This is a genomic window from Streptomyces sp. NPDC047043 (assembly GCF_040644055.1).
In the GTDB taxonomy this organism is placed as follows: Bacteria; Actinomycetota; Actinomycetes; order Streptomycetales; family Streptomycetaceae; genus Streptomyces.
The window spans coordinates 97,519-114,982 of record NZ_JBEYVO010000020.1 but is presented as its reverse complement, the minus strand read 5'-3'; the positions used below and the strand labels follow the sequence as shown (position 1 = coordinate 114,982).

The 17,464-nt window shown below is 70.2% G+C and carries 17 protein-coding genes and 1 pseudogene; 8 read left to right on the top strand and 10 right to left on the bottom strand.

All coding sequences use genetic code 11. The annotated features are described in order from the left end of the window. Positions 1–63 precede the first annotated feature (63 nt). Positions 64–1,461 carry a hypothetical protein gene (locus tag ABZ880_RS29735; RefSeq protein ID WP_361268691.1) on the top strand — a complete coding sequence of 466 codons (1,398 nt, stop codon included), beginning with the start codon at positions 64–66 and terminating at the stop codon, positions 1,459–1,461. A gap of 36 nt (positions 1,462–1,497) precedes the next feature. Further along, positions 1,498–1,806, top strand: coding sequence for a MoaD/ThiS family protein (locus ABZ880_RS29730; RefSeq protein WP_361268688.1), 309 nt, complete (start codon positions 1,498–1,500; stop codon positions 1,804–1,806). 39 nt (positions 1,807–1,845) lie between these two features. On the opposite strand, the gene ABZ880_RS29725 is transcribed toward ABZ880_RS29730, so the two are convergent. Then, positions 1,846–2,157: a hypothetical protein gene (locus ABZ880_RS29725; protein ID WP_361268685.1), complete on the bottom strand. Its 312-nt coding sequence runs from the start codon at positions 2,155–2,157 to the stop codon at positions 1,846–1,848. Positions 2,158–2,165: 8 nt separating this feature from the next. Next, the gene (locus tag ABZ880_RS29720) at positions 2,166–2,987 is read right to left on the bottom strand and encodes a HAMP domain-containing sensor histidine kinase (protein WP_361268683.1); all 822 of its coding nucleotides are present in this window, start codon (positions 2,985–2,987) and stop codon (positions 2,166–2,168) included. A 144-nt stretch (positions 2,988–3,131) separates the two neighbouring features. Between ABZ880_RS29720 and ABZ880_RS29715 the strand changes: the two genes are divergently transcribed. Beyond that, positions 3,132–4,886 carry a helix-turn-helix domain-containing protein gene (locus ABZ880_RS29715; protein WP_361268681.1) on the top strand — a complete coding sequence of 585 codons (1,755 nt, stop codon included), beginning with the start codon at positions 3,132–3,134 and terminating at the stop codon, positions 4,884–4,886. Positions 4,887–4,898: 12 nt separating this feature from the next. On the opposite strand, the gene ABZ880_RS29710 is transcribed toward ABZ880_RS29715, so the two are convergent. The 4 genes from ABZ880_RS29710 to ABZ880_RS29695 are packed head-to-tail and all read right to left on the bottom strand — an operon-like array spanning position 4,899 to position 10,049. After that, positions 4,899–7,268 (bottom strand): bifunctional FO biosynthesis protein CofGH, encoded by a 2,370-nt coding sequence (locus tag ABZ880_RS29710; RefSeq protein ID WP_361268678.1) that lies wholly within the window; start codon positions 7,266–7,268, stop codon positions 4,899–4,901. Between the two features lie 29 nt (positions 7,269–7,297). Continuing rightward, complete coding sequence (locus tag ABZ880_RS29705) at positions 7,298–7,636, bottom strand: hypothetical protein (protein ID WP_361268675.1); 339 nt, start codon at positions 7,634–7,636, stop codon at positions 7,298–7,300. Between the two features lie 13 nt (positions 7,637–7,649). Next, complete coding sequence (locus ABZ880_RS29700) at positions 7,650–8,492, bottom strand: nitroreductase family protein (RefSeq protein ID WP_361268673.1); 843 nt, start codon at positions 8,490–8,492, stop codon at positions 7,650–7,652. A 12-nt stretch (positions 8,493–8,504) separates the two neighbouring features. Further along, the gene (locus tag ABZ880_RS29695; protein ID WP_361268670.1) at positions 8,505–10,049 is read right to left on the bottom strand and encodes an AMP-binding protein; all 1,545 of its coding nucleotides are present in this window, start codon (positions 10,047–10,049) and stop codon (positions 8,505–8,507) included. A gap of 133 nt (positions 10,050–10,182) precedes the next feature. Between ABZ880_RS29695 and ABZ880_RS29690 the strand changes: the two genes are divergently transcribed. Beyond that, positions 10,183–10,872 carry a response regulator transcription factor gene (locus ABZ880_RS29690; protein WP_361268667.1) on the top strand — a complete coding sequence of 230 codons (690 nt, stop codon included), beginning with the start codon at positions 10,183–10,185 and terminating at the stop codon, positions 10,870–10,872. Further along, entirely contained in the window at positions 10,869–11,834 is a 966-nt protein-coding gene (locus ABZ880_RS29685) for a 2-phospho-L-lactate transferase CofD family protein (RefSeq protein WP_361268664.1), read from the top strand. The genes ABZ880_RS29690 and ABZ880_RS29685 overlap by 4 nt, the downstream gene beginning before the upstream one ends. A gap of 78 nt (positions 11,835–11,912) precedes the next feature. Here ABZ880_RS29685 and ABZ880_RS29680 read toward each other — a convergent pair whose 3' ends face one another. Further along, the gene (locus ABZ880_RS29680; protein ID WP_361268987.1) at positions 11,913–12,254 is read right to left on the bottom strand and encodes a hypothetical protein; all 342 of its coding nucleotides are present in this window, start codon (positions 12,252–12,254) and stop codon (positions 11,913–11,915) included. Between ABZ880_RS29680 and ABZ880_RS29675 the strand changes: the two are divergent. Next, positions 12,172–12,521 (top strand): annotated as a pseudogene (locus ABZ880_RS29675) (family 43 glycosylhydrolase); the annotation flags it as partial. The gene ABZ880_RS29680 and the pseudogene ABZ880_RS29675 overlap by 83 nt on opposite strands. Before the next feature lie 16 nt (positions 12,522–12,537). Here ABZ880_RS29675 and ABZ880_RS29670 read toward each other — a convergent pair. Continuing rightward, a complete protein-coding gene (locus tag ABZ880_RS29670; RefSeq protein ID WP_361268661.1) occupies positions 12,538–13,332 on the bottom strand; it encodes a methyltransferase domain-containing protein in 795 nt (264 codons plus the stop codon). A gap of 54 nt (positions 13,333–13,386) precedes the next feature. After that, complete coding sequence (locus ABZ880_RS29665) at positions 13,387–14,373, bottom strand: aminoglycoside phosphotransferase family protein (RefSeq protein WP_361268659.1); 987 nt, start codon at positions 14,371–14,373, stop codon at positions 13,387–13,389. Between the two features lie 145 nt (positions 14,374–14,518). On the opposite strand from ABZ880_RS29665, the gene ABZ880_RS29660 reads away from it, so the two are divergent. Beyond that, positions 14,519–15,097, top strand: a complete 579-nt coding sequence (locus ABZ880_RS29660; RefSeq protein ID WP_361268656.1) for a dihydrofolate reductase family protein — start codon at positions 14,519–14,521, stop codon at positions 15,095–15,097. 95 nt (positions 15,098–15,192) lie between these two features. Here ABZ880_RS29660 and ABZ880_RS29655 read toward each other — a convergent pair whose 3' ends face one another. Continuing rightward, the gene (locus ABZ880_RS29655) at positions 15,193–15,972 is read right to left on the bottom strand and encodes an NAD(P)H-dependent oxidoreductase (protein WP_361268654.1); all 780 of its coding nucleotides are present in this window, start codon (positions 15,970–15,972) and stop codon (positions 15,193–15,195) included. A 155-nt stretch (positions 15,973–16,127) separates the two neighbouring features. Between ABZ880_RS29655 and ABZ880_RS29650 the strand changes: the two genes are divergently transcribed. Next, the gene (locus ABZ880_RS29650) at positions 16,128–17,462 is read left to right on the top strand and encodes an RNA-guided endonuclease TnpB family protein (RefSeq protein WP_361268651.1); all 1,335 of its coding nucleotides are present in this window, start codon (positions 16,128–16,130) and stop codon (positions 17,460–17,462) included. Positions 17,463–17,464 lie beyond the last annotated feature (2 nt).

Sequence of the window (17,464 nt, the reverse complement as noted above, 5' to 3'; positions counted from 1 at the left end):
GCCGAGAGAGCGGGTTCAGCGTGGACCGCGTCGGTTCACGAACACCCAGCAGGAGGCGGTCAGATGTCGGCGATCACCTACGACGTCAAGAGCAACGGCAAGGTCCAGCCCACCGACAAGGAGCAGGCGGACCTGGCCCGCGCGTTCGAGGACACCCCGCCGGTGTTCCAGTTGCTGTCGCAGCTGAGGACCCGCCGGTTCGGCCGCGGCTTCACCTACGAGACGGGCGAGGAGGAGATCCACCCGGCCACCGGGCTGCCCCAGCTCCTGCCCGAGGGCGAGTTCAAGTACAAGTCCCAGGCCGAGCCGGTGCCGCTGACCGAGGTCCAGGAGGCGCTGGTCCTGTGGGCGGCCGGCGGCCCGAACGGCCAGATCGTCATGGACCTCCCGTGCGGGGTCGACATGGCGACGTTCCTGTGCGTCGCCGGCCGGACGATCCCCGGCCCCTGCAACGACTCGCAGGTGCACTTCTTCCTGGTCAACGACCGCGGCACGTTCTTCTGGAAGCCCACCCGCAAGCGCGAGAAGCCGGTCGAGATCGAGGGCCCGGACGACTACTACAAGATCCTCCAGTGGTACCGCGACGGGCTCATCCAGCTCTCCGACCGGCGCATCGACCTCTCCTGGGGCGTGCCGAACCGGCTGATGGGCGCCTGGCAGTGGAACTTCAACAAGCCCGGCACCACCGTCATCATCCCGGTCGGCGAGATCGCGCTCGAGCAGATCAACCTGCTCCTCACCTTCTACGAGTGGGCCGGCTGGTACATCGTCGACGACGACGGCGAGCCCAACGTCGGCGCGGACTTCCTGCGCGAGCACCCCAACCTCACGCTCCCCTACCCGCACAAGAAGTTCGAGGAGCTGTGCCTGCAGGCGAGCGACTACGTCGTCGGGCACGCCATCGGCAACGCCAAGCTGGCCGCCGAGGCGCTCGGTCTCGGCTACTGGAACTTCTGCGGCTTCGCCGAGGACCTGGTGCTCGGCAGTCTCCCGGAGATCGCGAACGGGCTCGGCTTCAAGTTCAACGAGGTCAACGGCCAGCGCTACTCGATCGGCCGCGAGGACGTCTTCGAGAGCTGGGGCTATCCCGCGCCCTGGTGGAGCAGCATCGACGAACTCGTCGACGCGGTGGTCGCCTACCGCTACGGAAAGAAGGGCGACTTCTTCGGCAAGGGCGGGGCCTCGGGCTCTGAGCTCGACGAACTGCCCTTCAAGCGGGAGCAGTTGGAGAGCTTCCGGGGCAACCCCCGGCTGCGCTACGAGGACTGGACCATCGAGGCGGTCAAGCGCGACGTCCGGCACAACGTCGAGAAGTACGGCCGCTACCCGGTCAACTTCAGCCCCATGCAGTGCAACTTCATGATCCAGCTGCACAACGTGGACGCGGCGTACTACGACAAGTTCTACGTCCCGGGCTACATCACCGACCGCATCCGCAACCAGGACGCGACCTGGCACTGAGCGGCCATCCAGGATCCGACCATCCGGGGAGTGAAGATGACGGTCAAAGTACAGGTACCGCACGGCATGGCCTGGTGCACCGGAGGGCAGCGGGTCGTCGACGGCGAGGGCACGACCGTGGGCGAGCTGTGGGCACGGCTGGCCGACGCTCATCCCGAGCTGATGTGGAGGCTGTCCACCGAAACCGGCGATCCGGGCCGCTGGATCAGGATCGCCCTCGACGGCCGGAAGATCCCGCAGGAGAACGCGAAACAGGCACGTCTGGAGGGAATCACTATCGTCGCCATCACGGTGATGGAGGCAGCCCCCGCGGCCGCGCCCATGGGGAGCAAGAACCCCTTCTGACCGCTGCTCCCCGGCCCATCGGCCGGCACACCGCGCCCCCTATCGCGTGTGCCGGCCGATGACCTCGTCCAACTCCGCGAGCGTGTACGGCTTGTGGAGCAGCTCTACGACACCGGGCGGCACCGGGGCATGCCGCGGCCCGCCCGAGGTCCCCACGACGGGAACCCCCAGGCGGTCCCATCCGCCGCCGGGCACTCCGAGGTGCACGACGGCCAACTCCCCCGCCCGGCCGCGCCCCAGCGCCGTGGCCACGTCCGCGACGGCGAGCACGTGGTGCCCGAGCCTCACCAGCTGGCGTTCCAGCAGCTCACGTAGCCGATCGTCGTCCTCCACGACGAGGATCCGGGCCATCGGGGGCGCTAGTCCCGGCCCTGTGACAGCGCCGGAAGATCGATCGAGAAGCACGAACCGCGGCCCGGGACGCTCCGGATGCCCAGGGCTCCGCCCATTCCGCCGACGAGTTCACGGGTGATCACCAGGCCCAGGCCGTGCGCCCGGTCGCCACGGCGCAGGTTCAGCAACTCCGTGATCTCGTCGGCGGTCAGACCCGGCCCGCAGTCGTGACAGGCGATGGTCACGGTGCCCGCCCGCCTGCTCACCACGACGTTCACTTCGCCCTCCGGCCGACTGCAGGCCACGGCGTTGGTGAGGAGGTTGAGCACCGCCTGCCGCAACCGGAGCGGATCGGCACCGACCAGATCCTGTGCCGTGCGCCGGATCGCCACCAGGCGGACGTCTGCCGCCCGGGCCAGCGGCGAGGCCAGCAGAACCGCCTGTGCCACCGCCGCGCCCACCGACGTCCTGGTCTGCCCCGCACGACCCACGATCGCGTCGTCCAGCAGTCCGGCCATGTGCCGCCCGGCGGTCACCACACCGCGCAGACAGTCGTCCCGCGCCTCGCCCGCCTGCAGCATCTCGGCGAATCCGATGACGGCCTGCAGGGGTGTCCGCAGCTCGTGCGCCAACTCGGCCGTCAGCCGGTACGGGTTCGCCTCGGCGCCGTCGGACGCGAGCAACTCCGCCAGTCTGCGCAGGGCGTCCAGCATGACGTTCGCGTCGTGACGCTGCTGCTCGGACAGTCCGGGCGACACCGCGAACAGTTCCGCGGTGCCGTACAGGACGCCGAACTCATTGGCCATCTCGTGCAGCAACGGCCGTACATCCGCAGTGGATTGCGTCATCGAAGTCATGGAACAAGGACACGGGACGGATCCCGCCATGGCTGTTCCAGATTGAGACAGTTCGCTTCTTCCGGAAACACCACTGCGCCGTATCGTTGACTTGCTCCTCCTGCAACGCGGCCCGCACCGCAAGGTGGTGGTGAGATGGAACGTGCCCACGTCGAGCACGCCCGTGAGCGGTTCCTCAGCGGCGACAGCCCCGGCGCCTCCGTGCGCACGCAGATCCTCGCCTCCTGGCGCCGGTCCCTGACGGCCGGTGTCCCCGCCGAGCGGTTCGACATCCCCTACGAGCCGGATCTCGACTTCGAGGGTTCCCTCGCGACCTGCGCCGCGCCCGTGCTGGAACGGCTGCAGGAGCAGCTGTCGGGGATGGCGGTGGGCGTCGTGCTCACCGACGCGCACGGCCGGCTGCTGGACCGCAGGGTCGGGGAGAGCGATCTGCGGTGCCGGCTCGACCGGATCTCGTTCGCGCCGGGCTTCAGTTACGCCGAGCAGCACGCGGGGACCAACGGGGTCGGGACGACGCTGGAGAGCCGTTCGGCCACCCTCGTGGTCGGCGCCGAGCACTTCACCGATCCCCTGCGGCCGTTCGCCTGCGCGGGCGCTCCGATCCACCACCCGCTGACGGGCAGGCTCGAGGGGATCATCGACATCACCTGCCGTGCCGCGGACGCCACCGAGCTCATGCGGGTGCTGGCGGGGCAGGCCGCCCACGACGTCGAGCGGCTGCTCCTCGAGCGGGTGTGTGCCGGCCCCAGGGCTCTCCTGGCGGAGTTCCAGGCCACCTGCGCACGCTCGGCCAACCCGGTGCTGGCCGTCTCCGGCGAGTTCGTGATGGCGAACTCCGCGGCGATCCGGCTGCCCGCCGCGGACCGGGAGCACATCGAGCACATCGCCGCGGACCTCGCCCGCGGCGCGCGCGGCGAGGGACGACTGCTGCTCAGCATCGGCGAGACCAGGCTCAACTCCGTTCCCGTACGGGCCGGAAGACGAGCGCTCGGCGTGGTGCTGGAGGTGAGCTTCCCCCGGCCGGCGCGGAAGGGCGAGGGCACGGCGGTCGCCACGGAGCGCCCCTTCGCCGGCCTGGCCGGCACCGACCCGATCTGGCTCGGCGTCTGCGGCACGTTGCGCCGGGCAGCAGCCCAGGGGACGTCCACGCTGGTCCTGGGCGAGCCCGGGGTCGGCAAGTACGCCGTCGTGCGCGCCGCCCATCTCGAGCAGCGCCCGCTGCGGCGGTTCATGCTGCTGGACTGCGCGGAGGATCCGGCGACCTCGCGGGAAGCGCTTCGGACGGCGCTGTCCGACTCGGGCGGCACGGTCGTCCTGCGTCACCTGGAATGCGCCGACCCGGCCACCGTGGCCGCGATCCGGGCCGGGCTTGCGGAGGCCTCCGCGGACCTCTGGCTCGTCGGCATGGTCACCGCCACGACGGTGGAGGACTCCGCTCCCGTGTACGACGTACTCGACGTGTTCGACGCGTCGATCACCGTGCCGCCGCTGCGCCACCGCCCCGGAGACCTGGGCACGCTGGCCGAGGCCTTGCTGCGCACGCTCGCACCGGGCCGCCGTGTGCGCTGCTCGACCGAGACGGCCCGGCTGCTCGCCGGCGGGCACTGGCCCGGCAACGTCACCGAACTCCGGTCCGTGCTGCGCGCCGCGCTCAGACGGCGCCCGGTCGGCGACATCGACGCCGGGGACCTGCCGATGAGCTTCGTGTCGGGCACCAGCAGGCGACGGCTGTCCCGGCTGGAGGCCGCCGAACGCGACCTGATCGTCAAAACCCTGTGGGAGACCAAGGGCAACCGGGTCAGGGCCGCTGCCGCGCTCGGGATCAGCCGCGCCACGCTGTATCGGCGGATGAGCGCATTCGGGATCGAGTTCGTCGGTCAGCATCCGTAGTACGGATGCCCGTCACCGGGCCTCTCCGAGCGCCGACACCTGTGTCCGCGACACCTGGCCGTACAAGGTGGTGCGCTGCCGCACCGGTCGGCCGACGGCCGCGGCGATGGCCGCGAAGTCGGCGGGCCTGAGCCCCTGGCCGTGGGTGGCGCCCGCCGCACGGCTGATGTTCTCGTCCATCAGGGTCCCGCCGAGGTCGTTGACACCGGCGGCGAGCAACTGGCGGACGCCGACCGGCCCCAACTTCACCCAGGACGCCTGGATGTTGGGAATGTCGTCGCGGTAGGCGATGCGGGCAACGGCGTGCATCAGCAACGCCTCGCGCCAGGTGGGGCCCCTGCGTGCCGCCCGCTTGAGATAGACGGGTGCGGCCATGTGCACGAACGGCAGTGCCACGAACTCGGTGAACCCGTCGGTCTCGCGCTGCAACGCGCGCGTGCGCAGCAGGTGGCGTACCCAGTGCTCGGGGCGCTCGACCGACCCGAACATGATGGTGACGTTGCTGCGCAGGCCGGTCCGGTGCGCGGTGCGATGCACCTCCAGCCACTCCTCGGTGGTCAGCTTGTCGGGGCACAGCACGGCACGGATGTCGTCGTCGAGGATCTCCGCGGCGGTTCCCGGCAGGGACCTCAGCCCGACCGCCCGGAGCCTGCGCAGATAGTCCTCCAGAGACTCGCCCAGCCGCCGGGCGCCCTCCCGCACCTCGAGCGCGGTGAACCCATGGATGTGCAGGTCCGGCAGCGCTTCGTGGATCGCCCCGGCGACAGTGACGTAGAAGTCGCCGTCGAACTTCGGATGGATCCCGCCCTGCAGGCACACCTCGGTGGCGCCGAGCTCCCAGGCCTCCCCCGCTCGGGCGACCACCTCGTCGATCGTCAGGAGGTACGGCGTGCCGCGCAGGTTCAGCGACAGCGGGCCCTTGGAGAAGCCGCAGAAGCTGCACCTGAAGGTGCACACGTTCGTGTAGTTGATGTTGCGGTTGGCCACGAAGGTGACGTCCTCGCCGACCTGTTCGCGGCGGATCCGGTCGGCGGCCTCCGCCACCGCGGCGACCTCCGGGCCGCGAGCCGCGAACAACGTCAACAGCTCGTCGTATCCGGTCTCCTGGCCCGCCGACACCCCGTCCAGCACCTCACGGACCGCTCCCGAGGCGGCTGCCCGCCCCGGCAGCAGGACCACCGGGTCGGCGCCCGCGCCGGAGTACCAGGCCGTGGAGCGGCGGCCGATCTGGACGACCTCCGCACCGGTGCCGACGTTCCCGGCGGCCTCGTACCGTTCGGGCCAGTGCGCGCCGGGATCGTCGCGGCCCAGTGATTCGGCATCGCAGCGGTCGAGCACCGGGAAGCGCAGCCGTTCGTCGAGCCAGCGGTCGGCGGTGCGGGCGAACTCGGGATGGACCGGCAGCCGCGGGGCCAGGACGTGGCCCGTCAGCTCCGTGGCCGCCCGGAGTATTCGCAGCGCCGGCCAGGGGCGTTCCGGATTCACGTGGTCGGCCGTCACCGGCGACACCCCGCCCCAGTCGTCGATGCCCGCGGCGATCAGCGCGCCGAGCCGCTCGGGGTCGGAAAGGTTCGGCGGTGCCTGGACGTGGACGTCCGCCGGGAGGACGAGCCGCGCCAGCGCGATCGCCCGGACGTGATCTTCGTGCGGGCAGGCCGGGGCGTCGCGCATCGCGGTGTGCGGCTTGGGCAGGAAGTTCTGGACGATGACCTCCTGCACATGGCCGTGCCGGGCGTGCGCGGCGGCGATGGCGCGCAGTGCGGCGATCCGGTCCGGCTCGCTCTCCCCGATGCCGACGAGGATGCCGGTCGTGAACGGGATGCGCTGCCGGCCGGCTTCTTCGAGGGTCTCCAGCCGGCGGGCCGGCGCCTTGTCCGGTGCGCCGCGATGGGCCGGCAGGTCGGAACGCAACGACTCGATCATCATCCCCTGGGAGACCGACACCCGTCGCAGAGCCGCGAGTTCGGCTGCCGCAAGCGCTCCGGCATTGGTGTGCGGCAGCAGCCCCGTGTGTGTGAGGACCAGCTCGCACATCGCCGCGAGGTAGTCCACGGTCGAGGCGTAGCCGTGCTCCGCCAGCCACTCCCGCGCCTGCGGGTAGCGAGCCTCCGGGTTCTCCCCGAGCGTGAACAGCGCCTCGTGGCAGCCGGCTTCGGCTCCCCGGGACGCGATCTGCAGCACCTCCTGCGGCGACAGGTAGGCGGTGGTCAGGGCTCGTGGTGCGGTCGCGTAGGTGCAGTAGCCGCAGCGGTCGCGGCAGAGCCGGGTCAGCGGGACGAACACCTTGGGCGAGTACGTGATACGGCTGCCGAAGGCGTCGTCGCGCAGGCGCCCTGCCGCGGCCACGAGTTCGGCCGTATCGCGTTGCGCGAGGTCGTCCATGGTGTCCTTCCCGCTCCCTCGTGTCGTGATCAGCTCATCCAGGCCGGTCGCTCGGTCAGCAGACGGCGCCCGTTGGCGATGAAGAACGCCCGGATGACATTGCTGCGCCGCAACCGGGCGTTGGGGGAATCGCCGAAGCTCGCGGCGAAGGCCTTGGCCTCGTCGGTGTAGAAGCCGCGTTTGCGGTACTTGCGGGTCTCCTCGTCGAAGATCTCCTCGATCATCGTGTCCGGGTCACGGTCCACGTACGCGGCGAACGACTGCAGCAGGTCCAGCCGTTCGTCGCGCTCCCGGGGGGTGAGGTCGGCGAGTGTGGCGGCGTACCGCCGGACCGATCGGTGCGCGACGAAGTCGGGACTGGGCACCATGCGACCCCTTCGATCAGTCCGGGAGACCGAACATCGCCGCGAGCGCCCGGACTTCCCTGCGCCGGTACGGGAGGGGGGCCTGCTCCTGGATCATTCCGTCCTCGATCAGCTCGGCGACGACTTCCGGGTCGCGCTGCAGGGAGTTGCCCCAGCGGCCGTCGAAGTAGAGCTCCTCGAAGTCGGGTCGGGGCCGCTGCCCGCCCGCCTCGGTGCCCTCGGCCGCGTAGCCGAGTATCTGGATCTGGGCGACCGTGGCCGTGTCGGGGATGCCGAGCAGTTCGGCCATCTGCTGCCGCTTCCCGGTCAGCAGCTGGGTGCCCAGGCCCTCGTCCTGGGCGGCGAGCAGGGCGGCCCCGATGGCCATGCCCGTCTCGATGGCGGACAGCCACTCGGCGAAGCGCCGTTCGCCGGCCATGACGTTGAAGTCCGGTGTCTTCAGGACGATTTCGTCGATGAACTGCTCGCTCCAGCCGTAACTCGACGTCAGCGCACCGGCGTCGATCAGGCCCATCAGGTTGTCGCGCAGGTGCTCCCAGCCGGTCATGTCGATCGTCCAGTAGATGTGGACCGGTGCCTGCGAGGCCTGGGGCTGGTTGTAGAGCGCGTCGACGAGTCCGGCGAAGACGTCCTCGTCGGTCTCGTCGCGGTGCACGACGACCGCCTTGCGGATCTGGCCCGCGTTGCCGTGGCAGGACTGGAGCCGGGCCGCCTCCAGGATCTTCTGGATCTTCTCGCGTTCGACCGGCTGCCAGGGCTTGTAGTAGCGGATCGAGCGGCGCCGGCCGACGGCCTCCTTGAACGTCAGGCCCAGGGACGACGGCAACCCCGCCGCCTTTTCGGGCTGCACTGCTGTCATGGTGCCTCCATCTCATCGGGCCTGCGACGCGGGGCGGCGCAGGAGGTGCTTCTGGATCTTCCCCACGGAGGTGCGGGGGAGCTCCGAGACGATGTGCACGGCATCGGGGACCTTGAACTTCGCCAACTCGCCCCGGCAGTGGGCGATCACCTCGGCGGGGTCGACGTGCGCGTCCGGCCGAGGAACGACGTAGACATGGATGGCCTCGTCGAGCATCGCGTCGGGAACCCCGACCGCGGCCGACTCCAGCACGCCCTCGAACCGGTCGACGACGCGCTCGATCTCACCGCAGGCGACGTTCTCGCCGGAGCGCTTGATCATGTCCTTGGCCCGGTCGACGAAGTAGAGGAACCCGTCGGCATCGGCGCGCACGACATCACCGGTGTCCAGCCAGCCGTCGACGAGCGCGGCGGCGGTCGCCTCCGGATCGTCGAGGTAGCCACTCATCAGCGTCAGCCCGGGCACCCCGCCGACCAGGAGCCGGCCGGGCTGCCCGGGGGTGACGTCGGCTCCGTCGGAATCCACGATCCGCAGTCGCGCACCGGGAAGAGGCCGGCCGATGCTGAGCGGATTCCGCGGCCCGTACAGCGGGTTGACGGTCGGCGGAATCACGGTTTCCGTCATTCCGTAGAGCTGCACGAGCGGCGTCCGGTAACGGCGCTCGAATTCGGCGGCCTGGTCCGGTGACACATTCTGCGCGAACAATGTCGCCCGCAGGGAATGACCGGCGCCGGGCCCAGGAGCATCTCCCCCGGAATTTCCCGCCTTTGCCAGGATCATCCGGATCGGCGCGGCGAAGAGGCTGGCGAGTGTCGCCTCGAGCTGCGCGGCCTGTTCCGACCACCGGCCGGCGCTGAATCGAGGGGTGAGCGCGATGGACGCGCCCGTGACGAGCACCGACATCGAGCAGTAGTACTGCGCATTCCCGTGGAAGAGCGGCAGCACCACGAGGAAGCGGTCGTCGGGGCGCAGCCGTACGTGACCCGCGACCGCGTCACCGACGGCGAGGTAGGCGGCGTGGGTGATCTGCACGCCCTTGGGCCGGCTGGTGGTGCCCGACGTGTAGAGCACGCCGAGCACATCGCCAGGAGCGGGGTTCGGCGGGCCCGAAAAGCGGCGCACACCGCTGGTCCAGTCGGTGGTGACGTCGACGACCTGCGCTGCGCCCGCCTCCCGCACGGTGGCCACGAGGCCCGGTTGGGTCAGCACGGTCCGGCAGCCGGAATGGCGCAGCAGGTAACGCAGTTCCGCCGCCGTGGAGAGCGGGTTGGTCGGCACGATCACCGCGCCGAGGTAGGCGGCGGCGAACCAGATGTCGTAGAACTCCGGGCAGTTGCCGAGGTGCACGCCAAATCGGGTGCCGGCCGAAATTCCCAGCTCCGCCAAGGCGGTGGCGGTCTGCCGGGCGCGCGCGTCCTGTTCGGCCCAACTCGTCGTGTCGACGAGCCCGGGTTCGCGTTCGAAGACGAGAAAGGGAGCGTCCCCACGGATGGACGCCTGGGAGGAGAGGACACCGGAGACGGTGTCGGCGCCACGGGCCGGAGCGATGAATACCACGGATGCAATGCTGCGACCCGTACATCACGGCGGGTTCAACCCTTTCTCAACGCTTCCTCAATGGCCGCCGCTCCGCACGCTTTTGCAATTCAGGGATATTGCCCCGGGTAGCGCCCTGTGCTAGCTGTTTCCCGTGACCCGCATCCTCGTCGTCGATGACGATCCGCGCATACGGTCCCTGGTGCGCCGGCAGTTGAACGACGCCGGGTACGAGGTGGTCGAGGTGACCGACGGGCGTGCCGCGTTGGAGCGGATAGCGGGCGAGGCGCCGGCGCTCGTCGTCCTCGATCTGTCGTTGCCCGAGGTGGGAGGTCTGGACGTGCTGCGGGCGGTGCGCACCGGACGGGCGGGGGCCGCCGAGGACCTGCCCGTCATCATCCTGTCGGGCCGCAACGGCGAGACCGACCGGATCATCGGCCTCGATCTGGGCGCCGACGACTACCTCGTCAAACCGTTCTCCCCGGCCGAACTGGCCGCACGGGTCCGCTCCGTGCTGCGCCGGACGGCGCCGGACCCCGTCGGCCTCATCGTCGTCGGGCCGCTACGGATCGAGCCCGCCACGCACGAGGTACGGGTGGGAGGCGCCGGGGTCGAGCTCACGGCCAAGGAGTTCGACCTGCTCGCGTTCTTCGCGACACACCCGCGCCAGGTGTTCACCCGGCACCAACTGCTGCACCACATCTGGAAGTCGGCCGAATGGCTGGGCGAAGCGACCGTCACCGAGCACGTCCACCGGGTGCGCGGCAAGTTGGAAGCCGCGGGCGGACCACGCATGATCCGTACGATCCGCGGCGTGGGCTACAGCCTGGACGTGCCGGCATGAGCCCCCTGAAGGTCGTCGGCCTGGGCGGCGGCATCGGTGCCTCCAGGCTCTGGAAGGCGCTTCTCGCCCTGGGCGGCGACCTCGACCTGACCCTCGCCGTGAACACCGGCGAGGACCTATGGCTCCATGGCCTGCGGGTCTGCCCCGACCTCGACACCGTGCTCTACGCCCTGTCCGGACGGCAGGACGCCGAACGCGGCTGGGGCGTACGGGACGAGACCTGGCGCTGCATGGAAACGCTGGGCGGCATCGCAGGCCCCCAGTGGTTCAACCTCGGCGACCGCGACCTGGCCGTGCACCTGCACCGCACCGGGCGGCTCCGCGAGGGCCACCTCCTCAGCGAGATCACCACGGACCTCGCGCGCGGCTTCGGGATCGGCTGCCGGATCCTTCCGGCGACCGACGCCGAGATCACGACCCGCGTGGTGACGGCCGACGGAAGGGACCTGCACTACCAGGAATTCCTCGTACGCGAGCAGGCAGTTCCCCGGGTCGCGCGCCCGTACCTCCAGGGCCCGGCCCTCGCCCAACCGACCACCGGACTCCTCGCACACCTCGCCGCGGCCGATCTCGTCGTCATCGGTCCGAGCAACCCGGTCGCGAGCCTGGGGCCGATCCTTCACCTCACCGGGGTGCGTGAGGCGCTGACGGCCGCTCGCGACAGGACGGTCGTGGTCACCCCGATCGTCGAGTCGGTACCGATCACGGACTCCGGCGAGAGCACCCGGGCGCGCAGCCGCGCCCGCCTGCTGGCCGCCGCCGGGTTCGCCCCGAACCCCGTCGGCGTCGCGGCCTTCTATGCGGACGTGGCCTCGTCCTTCGTCCTCGACCGGGCGGACGTGGAGCGGCTGCCTGCCGTGGCGAAGCAGGGTCTGCGGGTCATCGCCGCCGACACCCTCCTGCACCAGGGCGCGGATGCCGCTGCCTTGGTCACGGCGCTCCTCTCACCCGTCGGCGTATGAGGCCCGCCCACGTCAGGTGGTCGGCAGCCATACGCGCCATCGTCGAGGGCCCGCGGTTCGCCCATGAGTGGTACGGGATCAGGGCGATCCCCGTGCTTTCGACGGCGGGAGCCTCGGCTCGGTCGACCGGTTGGTACGGCCGGGCGGCGTCGCGCGGGTCAGCCGGTGCGGCGGGCAAATGAGTTGCGGCAGGTTGGCGACGGCCAGCGGCAGGGGCGCCTTCTCACTGTCCGAGATGAGGATCAGCGGCGCGATGAAGTCGTTCCAGGCCGCGAGGAACGCGAACAGCCCCACCGTGATCAGGCCCGGTCGCACCGCCGGGAGGAGAACGCGGCCCAGTGCGACGTACGGCTGGGAGACGGTGGGCGGCACAGGGAACGAGGGCCCCGAGGTGCTCCAGCACGGCGGCAGGACGTTCATCGTCTACTCCGCCGGCCACTGCTCCACGCCCGACTACAGGTTGGGGATGCTCACCTACAACGGCGGTGACCCGCTCAGCTCCTCGTCCTGGGTGAAGTCGCCGAACCCGGTCTCCCAGCAGTCCGACGCCAACGGCGTGTACGGCCCGGCCACAACGGCTTCTTCACGTCGCCCGACTGGACCGAGAACTGGATGGTCTACCACGCCAACGACTCCGCGAGCGGCGGCTGCGACATGAACCGCAGCACCAGGGCGCAGAAGTTCACGCCGGGCAGTACCGGTGTCAGGTGCGTCGGCCGACGGCGACGAAGTTGGCGGCGAAGAAGCGGACTCCGCTGCGGGCGTGCTCGGCGCGCTGGAAGGCGCCGTCCCAGCGGGCGATGTCGTCGGGGGTCGCGAGGCCCTCGGCGATCAGCGCGTCGCGGGCGGCCCAGACGGGGCCGCGCATGCCCGGCGGCGGTGTGAGGACGGTGATGTGGCCCTCGAAGGCGACGATCTCCAGGCCGGCCGCCGTGAGCAGTTCGTCGAGCCGGGTGCCGACGGTCAGGTCGTTGCCGCGGCGGCGGTGCAGTTCGCGGTAGCGCTCGTCCATCTCGTCGAACACGGGACCGGCGCCACGCAGCCGGGAGGAGCTCGCGTCGATGTCGACGAGGTACACCGCGCCGCCGTCAGGCCTGGCCAGGGCGCCGAGGTGGTCGACGATCGCCTGTTCACGGCCGCCGTTGTGGGCCAGGACGTGCCGGAGCATCACCAGGTCGAAGGTGCCGGGGTCCAGCCCGGTGGCGTCGGCCGGACCGACGCAGGTGTGCACCGGTACGCCGGAGCGTGCGGCGAGCGCCGAGGCCACGGCCAGCGCGTCGCCGTCCCGGTCGACGGCCCATACGGCGCCGTCCGGAGCGGCGATGCCCGCCGGCCGAACCGCGATCGCACCGGGCCCGCAGCCCACGTCGGCGATCCGCGCACCGGGGACCGCCCCGGCGGCGGCCCACAGCTCACGCTCCCGCCGCTCCGCGGCATCCGCCATGATCCGGTAGCGCTCGACTTCCGAGTCGTTGAGGGTCAGTGCGTAGTCGGCCACGTCGCTCTCTCCCCTCACCGGTCGTGAACCAAGGGTGCCCGGCGGGCTCGTCGGTCATGGGTCAGGCTCGCCCAGGAGGCGGCGCAAGTCACGGTCGAGGGCGGGCAGGTGGGGTGTCCGACCGGTGATCGTGAACCAGTTGTACAGCTCGAGGGCGAGCGCGATGCGGTAGAGCGGCAGGCGTGAGCGCCAGGCCTTTGGCCACTGGCCGGGCTGTAGTCCGGCTGCGGACACGCCGTACCCGGACAACAGCCCGGCGATTTTCGTCGCGTCCCCGTGCATGGAGAACGCGTCCAGGCGCACGAAGTCCATCAGCGGGTCTGCCGCGTGCAGGTTGGCCGGGTCGAGCAGGCCGGTCAGCGAGCAGGTGCCGTCGTGGGCGAGCTGTACCAGGAGGTTGGGCTCGTGCACGTCGCCGTGGCAGTAGGCGGGCCGGGGGCATGCGGCGAACGCCGAGGCGAGCTCGGCGACATGCGCGGCGAGCCGGTCGGCCAGGGCCGGGTCGCCGCCGTGGTGACGGAACCGGCGCAGCTCGCGTTCGAAGGTGCGGGCCATGTGCGCGCGGTTGTCCGGCAGTGGGTCGCGGATCTCGCCGTTGACGTAGCCACAACCGTGGGCGGGCACGGCGTGCAGGCGCCCGAGCACCTGGCCCAGCTGCCGGTAGACCTCGTGGCGCTGCGCAGGGGTGAGCTCCTCGCCGAGTGCCGTGAGTGTGCGGCCCGGGCGCAGCGAGGAGACGACGCACGGGCGGCCGTCGAGCGCCGGGGCGGACCTGCTGAACGCCAGTACGCGCGGCGAGACGTCGATGCCGTGGTCGGTCAGGAATCGCAGGGCCCGCGCTTCCTTGGCCGCGTACGGCAGGCCGTCGGCCCCGTAGATCTTCAGAACGGCCGGTCCCGAGTCGGCGCGGGCGAACTCGATGCGGTACGCGCCGGTGACCGAGCCCTCGGCGAACCGCGAGACGCCACGCACCGGGCCGTGCCCGGGCAGCAGCTCGTCGAACAACTCACCGACGCGTTCCGTGGTCAGGGCTTCGGACACCTGCGAAGCCTATGAGCGTTCCACCATGACCCACCACGGGATATCAACGAGCCATCGCAGACCTCACAGCCGGGACCGATGAGTCTCGCCGTGGCTGCCGGTCAGTACCCCCGACACGCGATCAACCGCACGCGAGGAGAGCATCATGACCGCCACCTACACCTTCGACGTCTTTTCCAGCCTCGACGGCTTCGGGGCCGCCGGCGGCGACTGGACCGGCTACTGGGGCAAGCAGGGCCCCGAGCTTCTGAACCACCGCCTCGCCCTGTACCGCGAGGAGCAGCGGATGGTCTTCGGGGCCAACACCTATCGGGCGTTCGCCCAGATGCTGGCCGCGAGCACCGCGGACTCCGACGTGCGTGACCCATGGGTCACCCGGATGAGGAACCTGCCGGCCACGGTGGTGTCGACCACGCTGGAAGGACCTCTCGACTGGCCGGACGCGACCGTCGCGAGCGGCGACGCCGTCGACGTCGTCGCCCGGCTCAAGGAGGAGTCCGAGGTGCCGTTGCGTTCGCACGGCAGCCTGTCGATGAACCGGGCGCTGATGGCCGCAGGGCTCGTCGACCGCGTCCAGGTGACGCTCTTCCCTGTGATCACCGGTCGGACCGGGCTGGACCCGATCTTCCAGGGCGCGGCCGACTTCGACCTCGAACTGATCGAGCACCGGACCCTCGACGGGCACATCCAGGAGCTCATCTACCGGCCCACCCTGCACGCCTGAACCGGCGGGTGGGCCGCGCTCGACCAGGGCGTGGCCCTACGGCGCACTCAGGGCATCCCGGCGCCATCCCCTGTCCCTCGCGCCATCGCGGGCGGTCAGCCGCGCACGTGCAGCCCGAAACCCGTGCGGCCCGCGGGCTCCAGCCCCTCCCTGAGGTGCAGCGAGGGGATCTCGTAGTCGCCGAAATTCTGCCGCCGGAACGCGATCGGCTCGGTCGACTCCAGGGTGAGCAGGCGCTGCTCCCAGGCCTTGGCGATGTCCGGGTAGTCCGCGCCGGTCATCCGGTCGGCGCCGTACAGCACGAACGGTGGGAGCACCTCGATGCCCGGGTAGTAGAGGATGCCGTGGTGGATCGGGAACAGCAGATCGTCGATGGGGCCGTTGATCCCGCGGGCGGCGTAATGCGACTCCGGGCCGCCGGCGGTCACCGACAGCAGGGCCTTCCTGCCCTCGAGGGTGCCTTCGCCGAAGCGCTCGCCGTAGCTGGTGGCGCTGTGCTCGCCGACGCCGTACGCGAAGTGGTAGGTGAACACCCGGTCCACCCAGCCCTTGAGGATCGCGGGCATCGTGTACCACCACAGCGGGAACTGGAAGATGATCGTGTCGGCCCACAGCAGCTTCTCCTGCTCGGCGCGGACGTCCGGGGTGAGCGTCCCGGCGTCGAAGGCCCGGCCCGAGTCCAGGGCGACCTTCAGCGGACTCGAGGCGTTCGGGCCGTAGTCCGCGGCGTCCACGACCGCCTTCCAGTTCATCCCGTACAGATCGCTCACCCGTACCTCGTGCCCGGCGGTCTCCAAGGTGGACACCGCGAGGTCCTTCAGCGAGCTGTTGAGCGACTTCGGCTCCGGGTGGGCGTAGACGATCAGCGTCTTCATCTGAGTCCTTTCGTGAATACCCCCGGCTTCAGCCGGGGGAGGAAACGAAACCCCTGCGGAGCAGGGCAGCAAGCGGGGTTTCGCCGCCGGGGCGAAAGACCGTGCTCTGACCCACAGATGTGAGCACCAAGTCGCAGACCCGCTAGGTTGTGAGCGTGACCGGGACGTGCGTGAAGCGGGCGTTCAAGTACCGCTTCTATCCGACCGAGGTGCAGGCAGCCGAGCTGTCCCGCACGTTCGGCTGCGTCCGCAAGGTCTACAACCTGGCCCTCGCGGCCCGTACGCAGGCGTGGGCGCGGCAGGAGCGCGTCAACTACCAAGCCACCTCGGCGATGCTGACGGCCTGGAAGAAGACCGAGGAGCTGGCGTTCCTCAACGACGTGTCGTCGGTGCCCTTGCAGCAGTGCCTGCGCCACCTCCAGACGGCGTTCACCCACTTCTTCGGCCGGCGGGCGAAGTATCCGCGCTTCAAGTCCCGGAAGAAGTCGAGGAGGTCCGCCGAGTACACCACCAGCGGTTTCCGCTTCCGCGACGGGAAGCTGATCCTGGCGAAGATGACCAAGCCGCTGGACATCGTGTGGTCCCGGCCCCTTCCCGAGGGGGCGATGCCGTCCACGGTAACCGTGTCCCAGGACGCGGCCGGACGCTGGTTCGTCTCGCTGCTGTGCGACGATGCGGGCATCCGGCCGCTTGTGCCCACGGACGCGGCGGTGGGTATCGACCTGGGCCTGGAGCATCTGCTGACCCTGTCGACCGGCGAGAAGATCGCCAACCCGAGGCACGAACGCACGGACCGCTCCCGGCTCGCCCTGGCCCAGCGCCGCCTGGCGAAGAAGGCGAAGGGGGATGGAGCCAACCGTCAAAAGGCACGGCGGAAGGTCGCCAGGATCCACGCCCGGATCGCTGATCGCCGCCGTGACCACCTGCACCAGCTGACCACTCGACTCGTGCGTGACAACCAAACGCTCGTGATCGAGGACCTGACCGTACGGAACATGGTCAAAAACCGGAGTCTGGCCCGCGCCATCAGCGATGCCGCCTGGTCGCACTTCCGGAGCATGCTGGAATACAAAGTCTGCTGGTACGGGCGGGAAGTGGTCGTGGTGGACCGCTTCTTCCCCTCCTCCAGGCTGTGCTCCGCCTGCGGCACCGTGCAGGAGAGGATGCCGCTGCAGGTCCGCACCTGGACATGCGACTGCGGCACGACCCACGACCGGGACGTGAATGCCGCACGCAATCTTCTGGCCGCCGGACTGGCGGTGACAGTCTGTGGAGCTGGTGTAAGACCTCAACGGAACACTCCGGGCGGGCGGTCGGCGACGAAGCAGAAACCCTCACAGCGCGAGCCGCGAGAATCCCCCTCCTTCAGGAAGGGGAGAAGTCAAGGGAACTCCTTCGGATCGTCGTCGTCGTCGGGTGCCTTCGATCCTGGGCGCTGCGGCGCCCGGCGTTCAGGGGCTCCTTTTCCGTCGGACGGGACTTCCTGGTAACG

Bases quoted from the DNA above. Each gene is read 5' to 3' on its own strand.
- ABZ880_RS29735 (WP_361268691.1), top strand. From the start codon at position 64: ATGTCGGCGATCACCTACGACGTCAAGAGCAACGGCAAGGTCCAGCCC.
- ABZ880_RS29730 (WP_361268688.1), top strand. From the start codon at position 1,498: ATGACGGTCAAAGTACAGGTACCGCACGGCATGGCCTGGTGCACCGGA.
- ABZ880_RS29725 (WP_361268685.1), bottom strand. From the start codon at position 2,157: ATGGCCCGGATCCTCGTCGTGGAGGACGACGATCGGCTACGTGAGCTG.
- ABZ880_RS29720 (WP_361268683.1), bottom strand. From the start codon at position 2,987: ATGACGCAATCCACTGCGGATGTACGGCCGTTGCTGCACGAGATGGCC.
- ABZ880_RS29715 (WP_361268681.1), top strand. From the start codon at position 3,132: ATGGAACGTGCCCACGTCGAGCACGCCCGTGAGCGGTTCCTCAGCGGC.
- ABZ880_RS29710 (WP_361268678.1), bottom strand. From the start codon at position 7,268: ATGGACGACCTCGCGCAACGCGATACGGCCGAACTCGTGGCCGCGGCA.
- ABZ880_RS29705 (WP_361268675.1), bottom strand. From the start codon at position 7,636: ATGGTGCCCAGTCCCGACTTCGTCGCGCACCGATCGGTCCGGCGGTAC.
- ABZ880_RS29700 (WP_361268673.1), bottom strand. From the start codon at position 8,492: ATGACAGCAGTGCAGCCCGAAAAGGCGGCGGGGTTGCCGTCGTCCCTG.
- ABZ880_RS29685 (WP_361268664.1), top strand. From the start codon at position 10,869: ATGAGCCCCCTGAAGGTCGTCGGCCTGGGCGGCGGCATCGGTGCCTCC.
- ABZ880_RS29680 (WP_361268987.1), bottom strand. From the start codon at position 12,254: ATGAACGTCCTGCCGCCGTGCTGGAGCACCTCGGGGCCCTCGTTCCCT.
- ABZ880_RS29660 (WP_361268656.1), top strand. From the start codon at position 14,519: ATGACCGCCACCTACACCTTCGACGTCTTTTCCAGCCTCGACGGCTTC.
- ABZ880_RS29655 (WP_361268654.1), bottom strand. From the start codon at position 15,972: ATGAAGACGCTGATCGTCTACGCCCACCCGGAGCCGAAGTCGCTCAAC.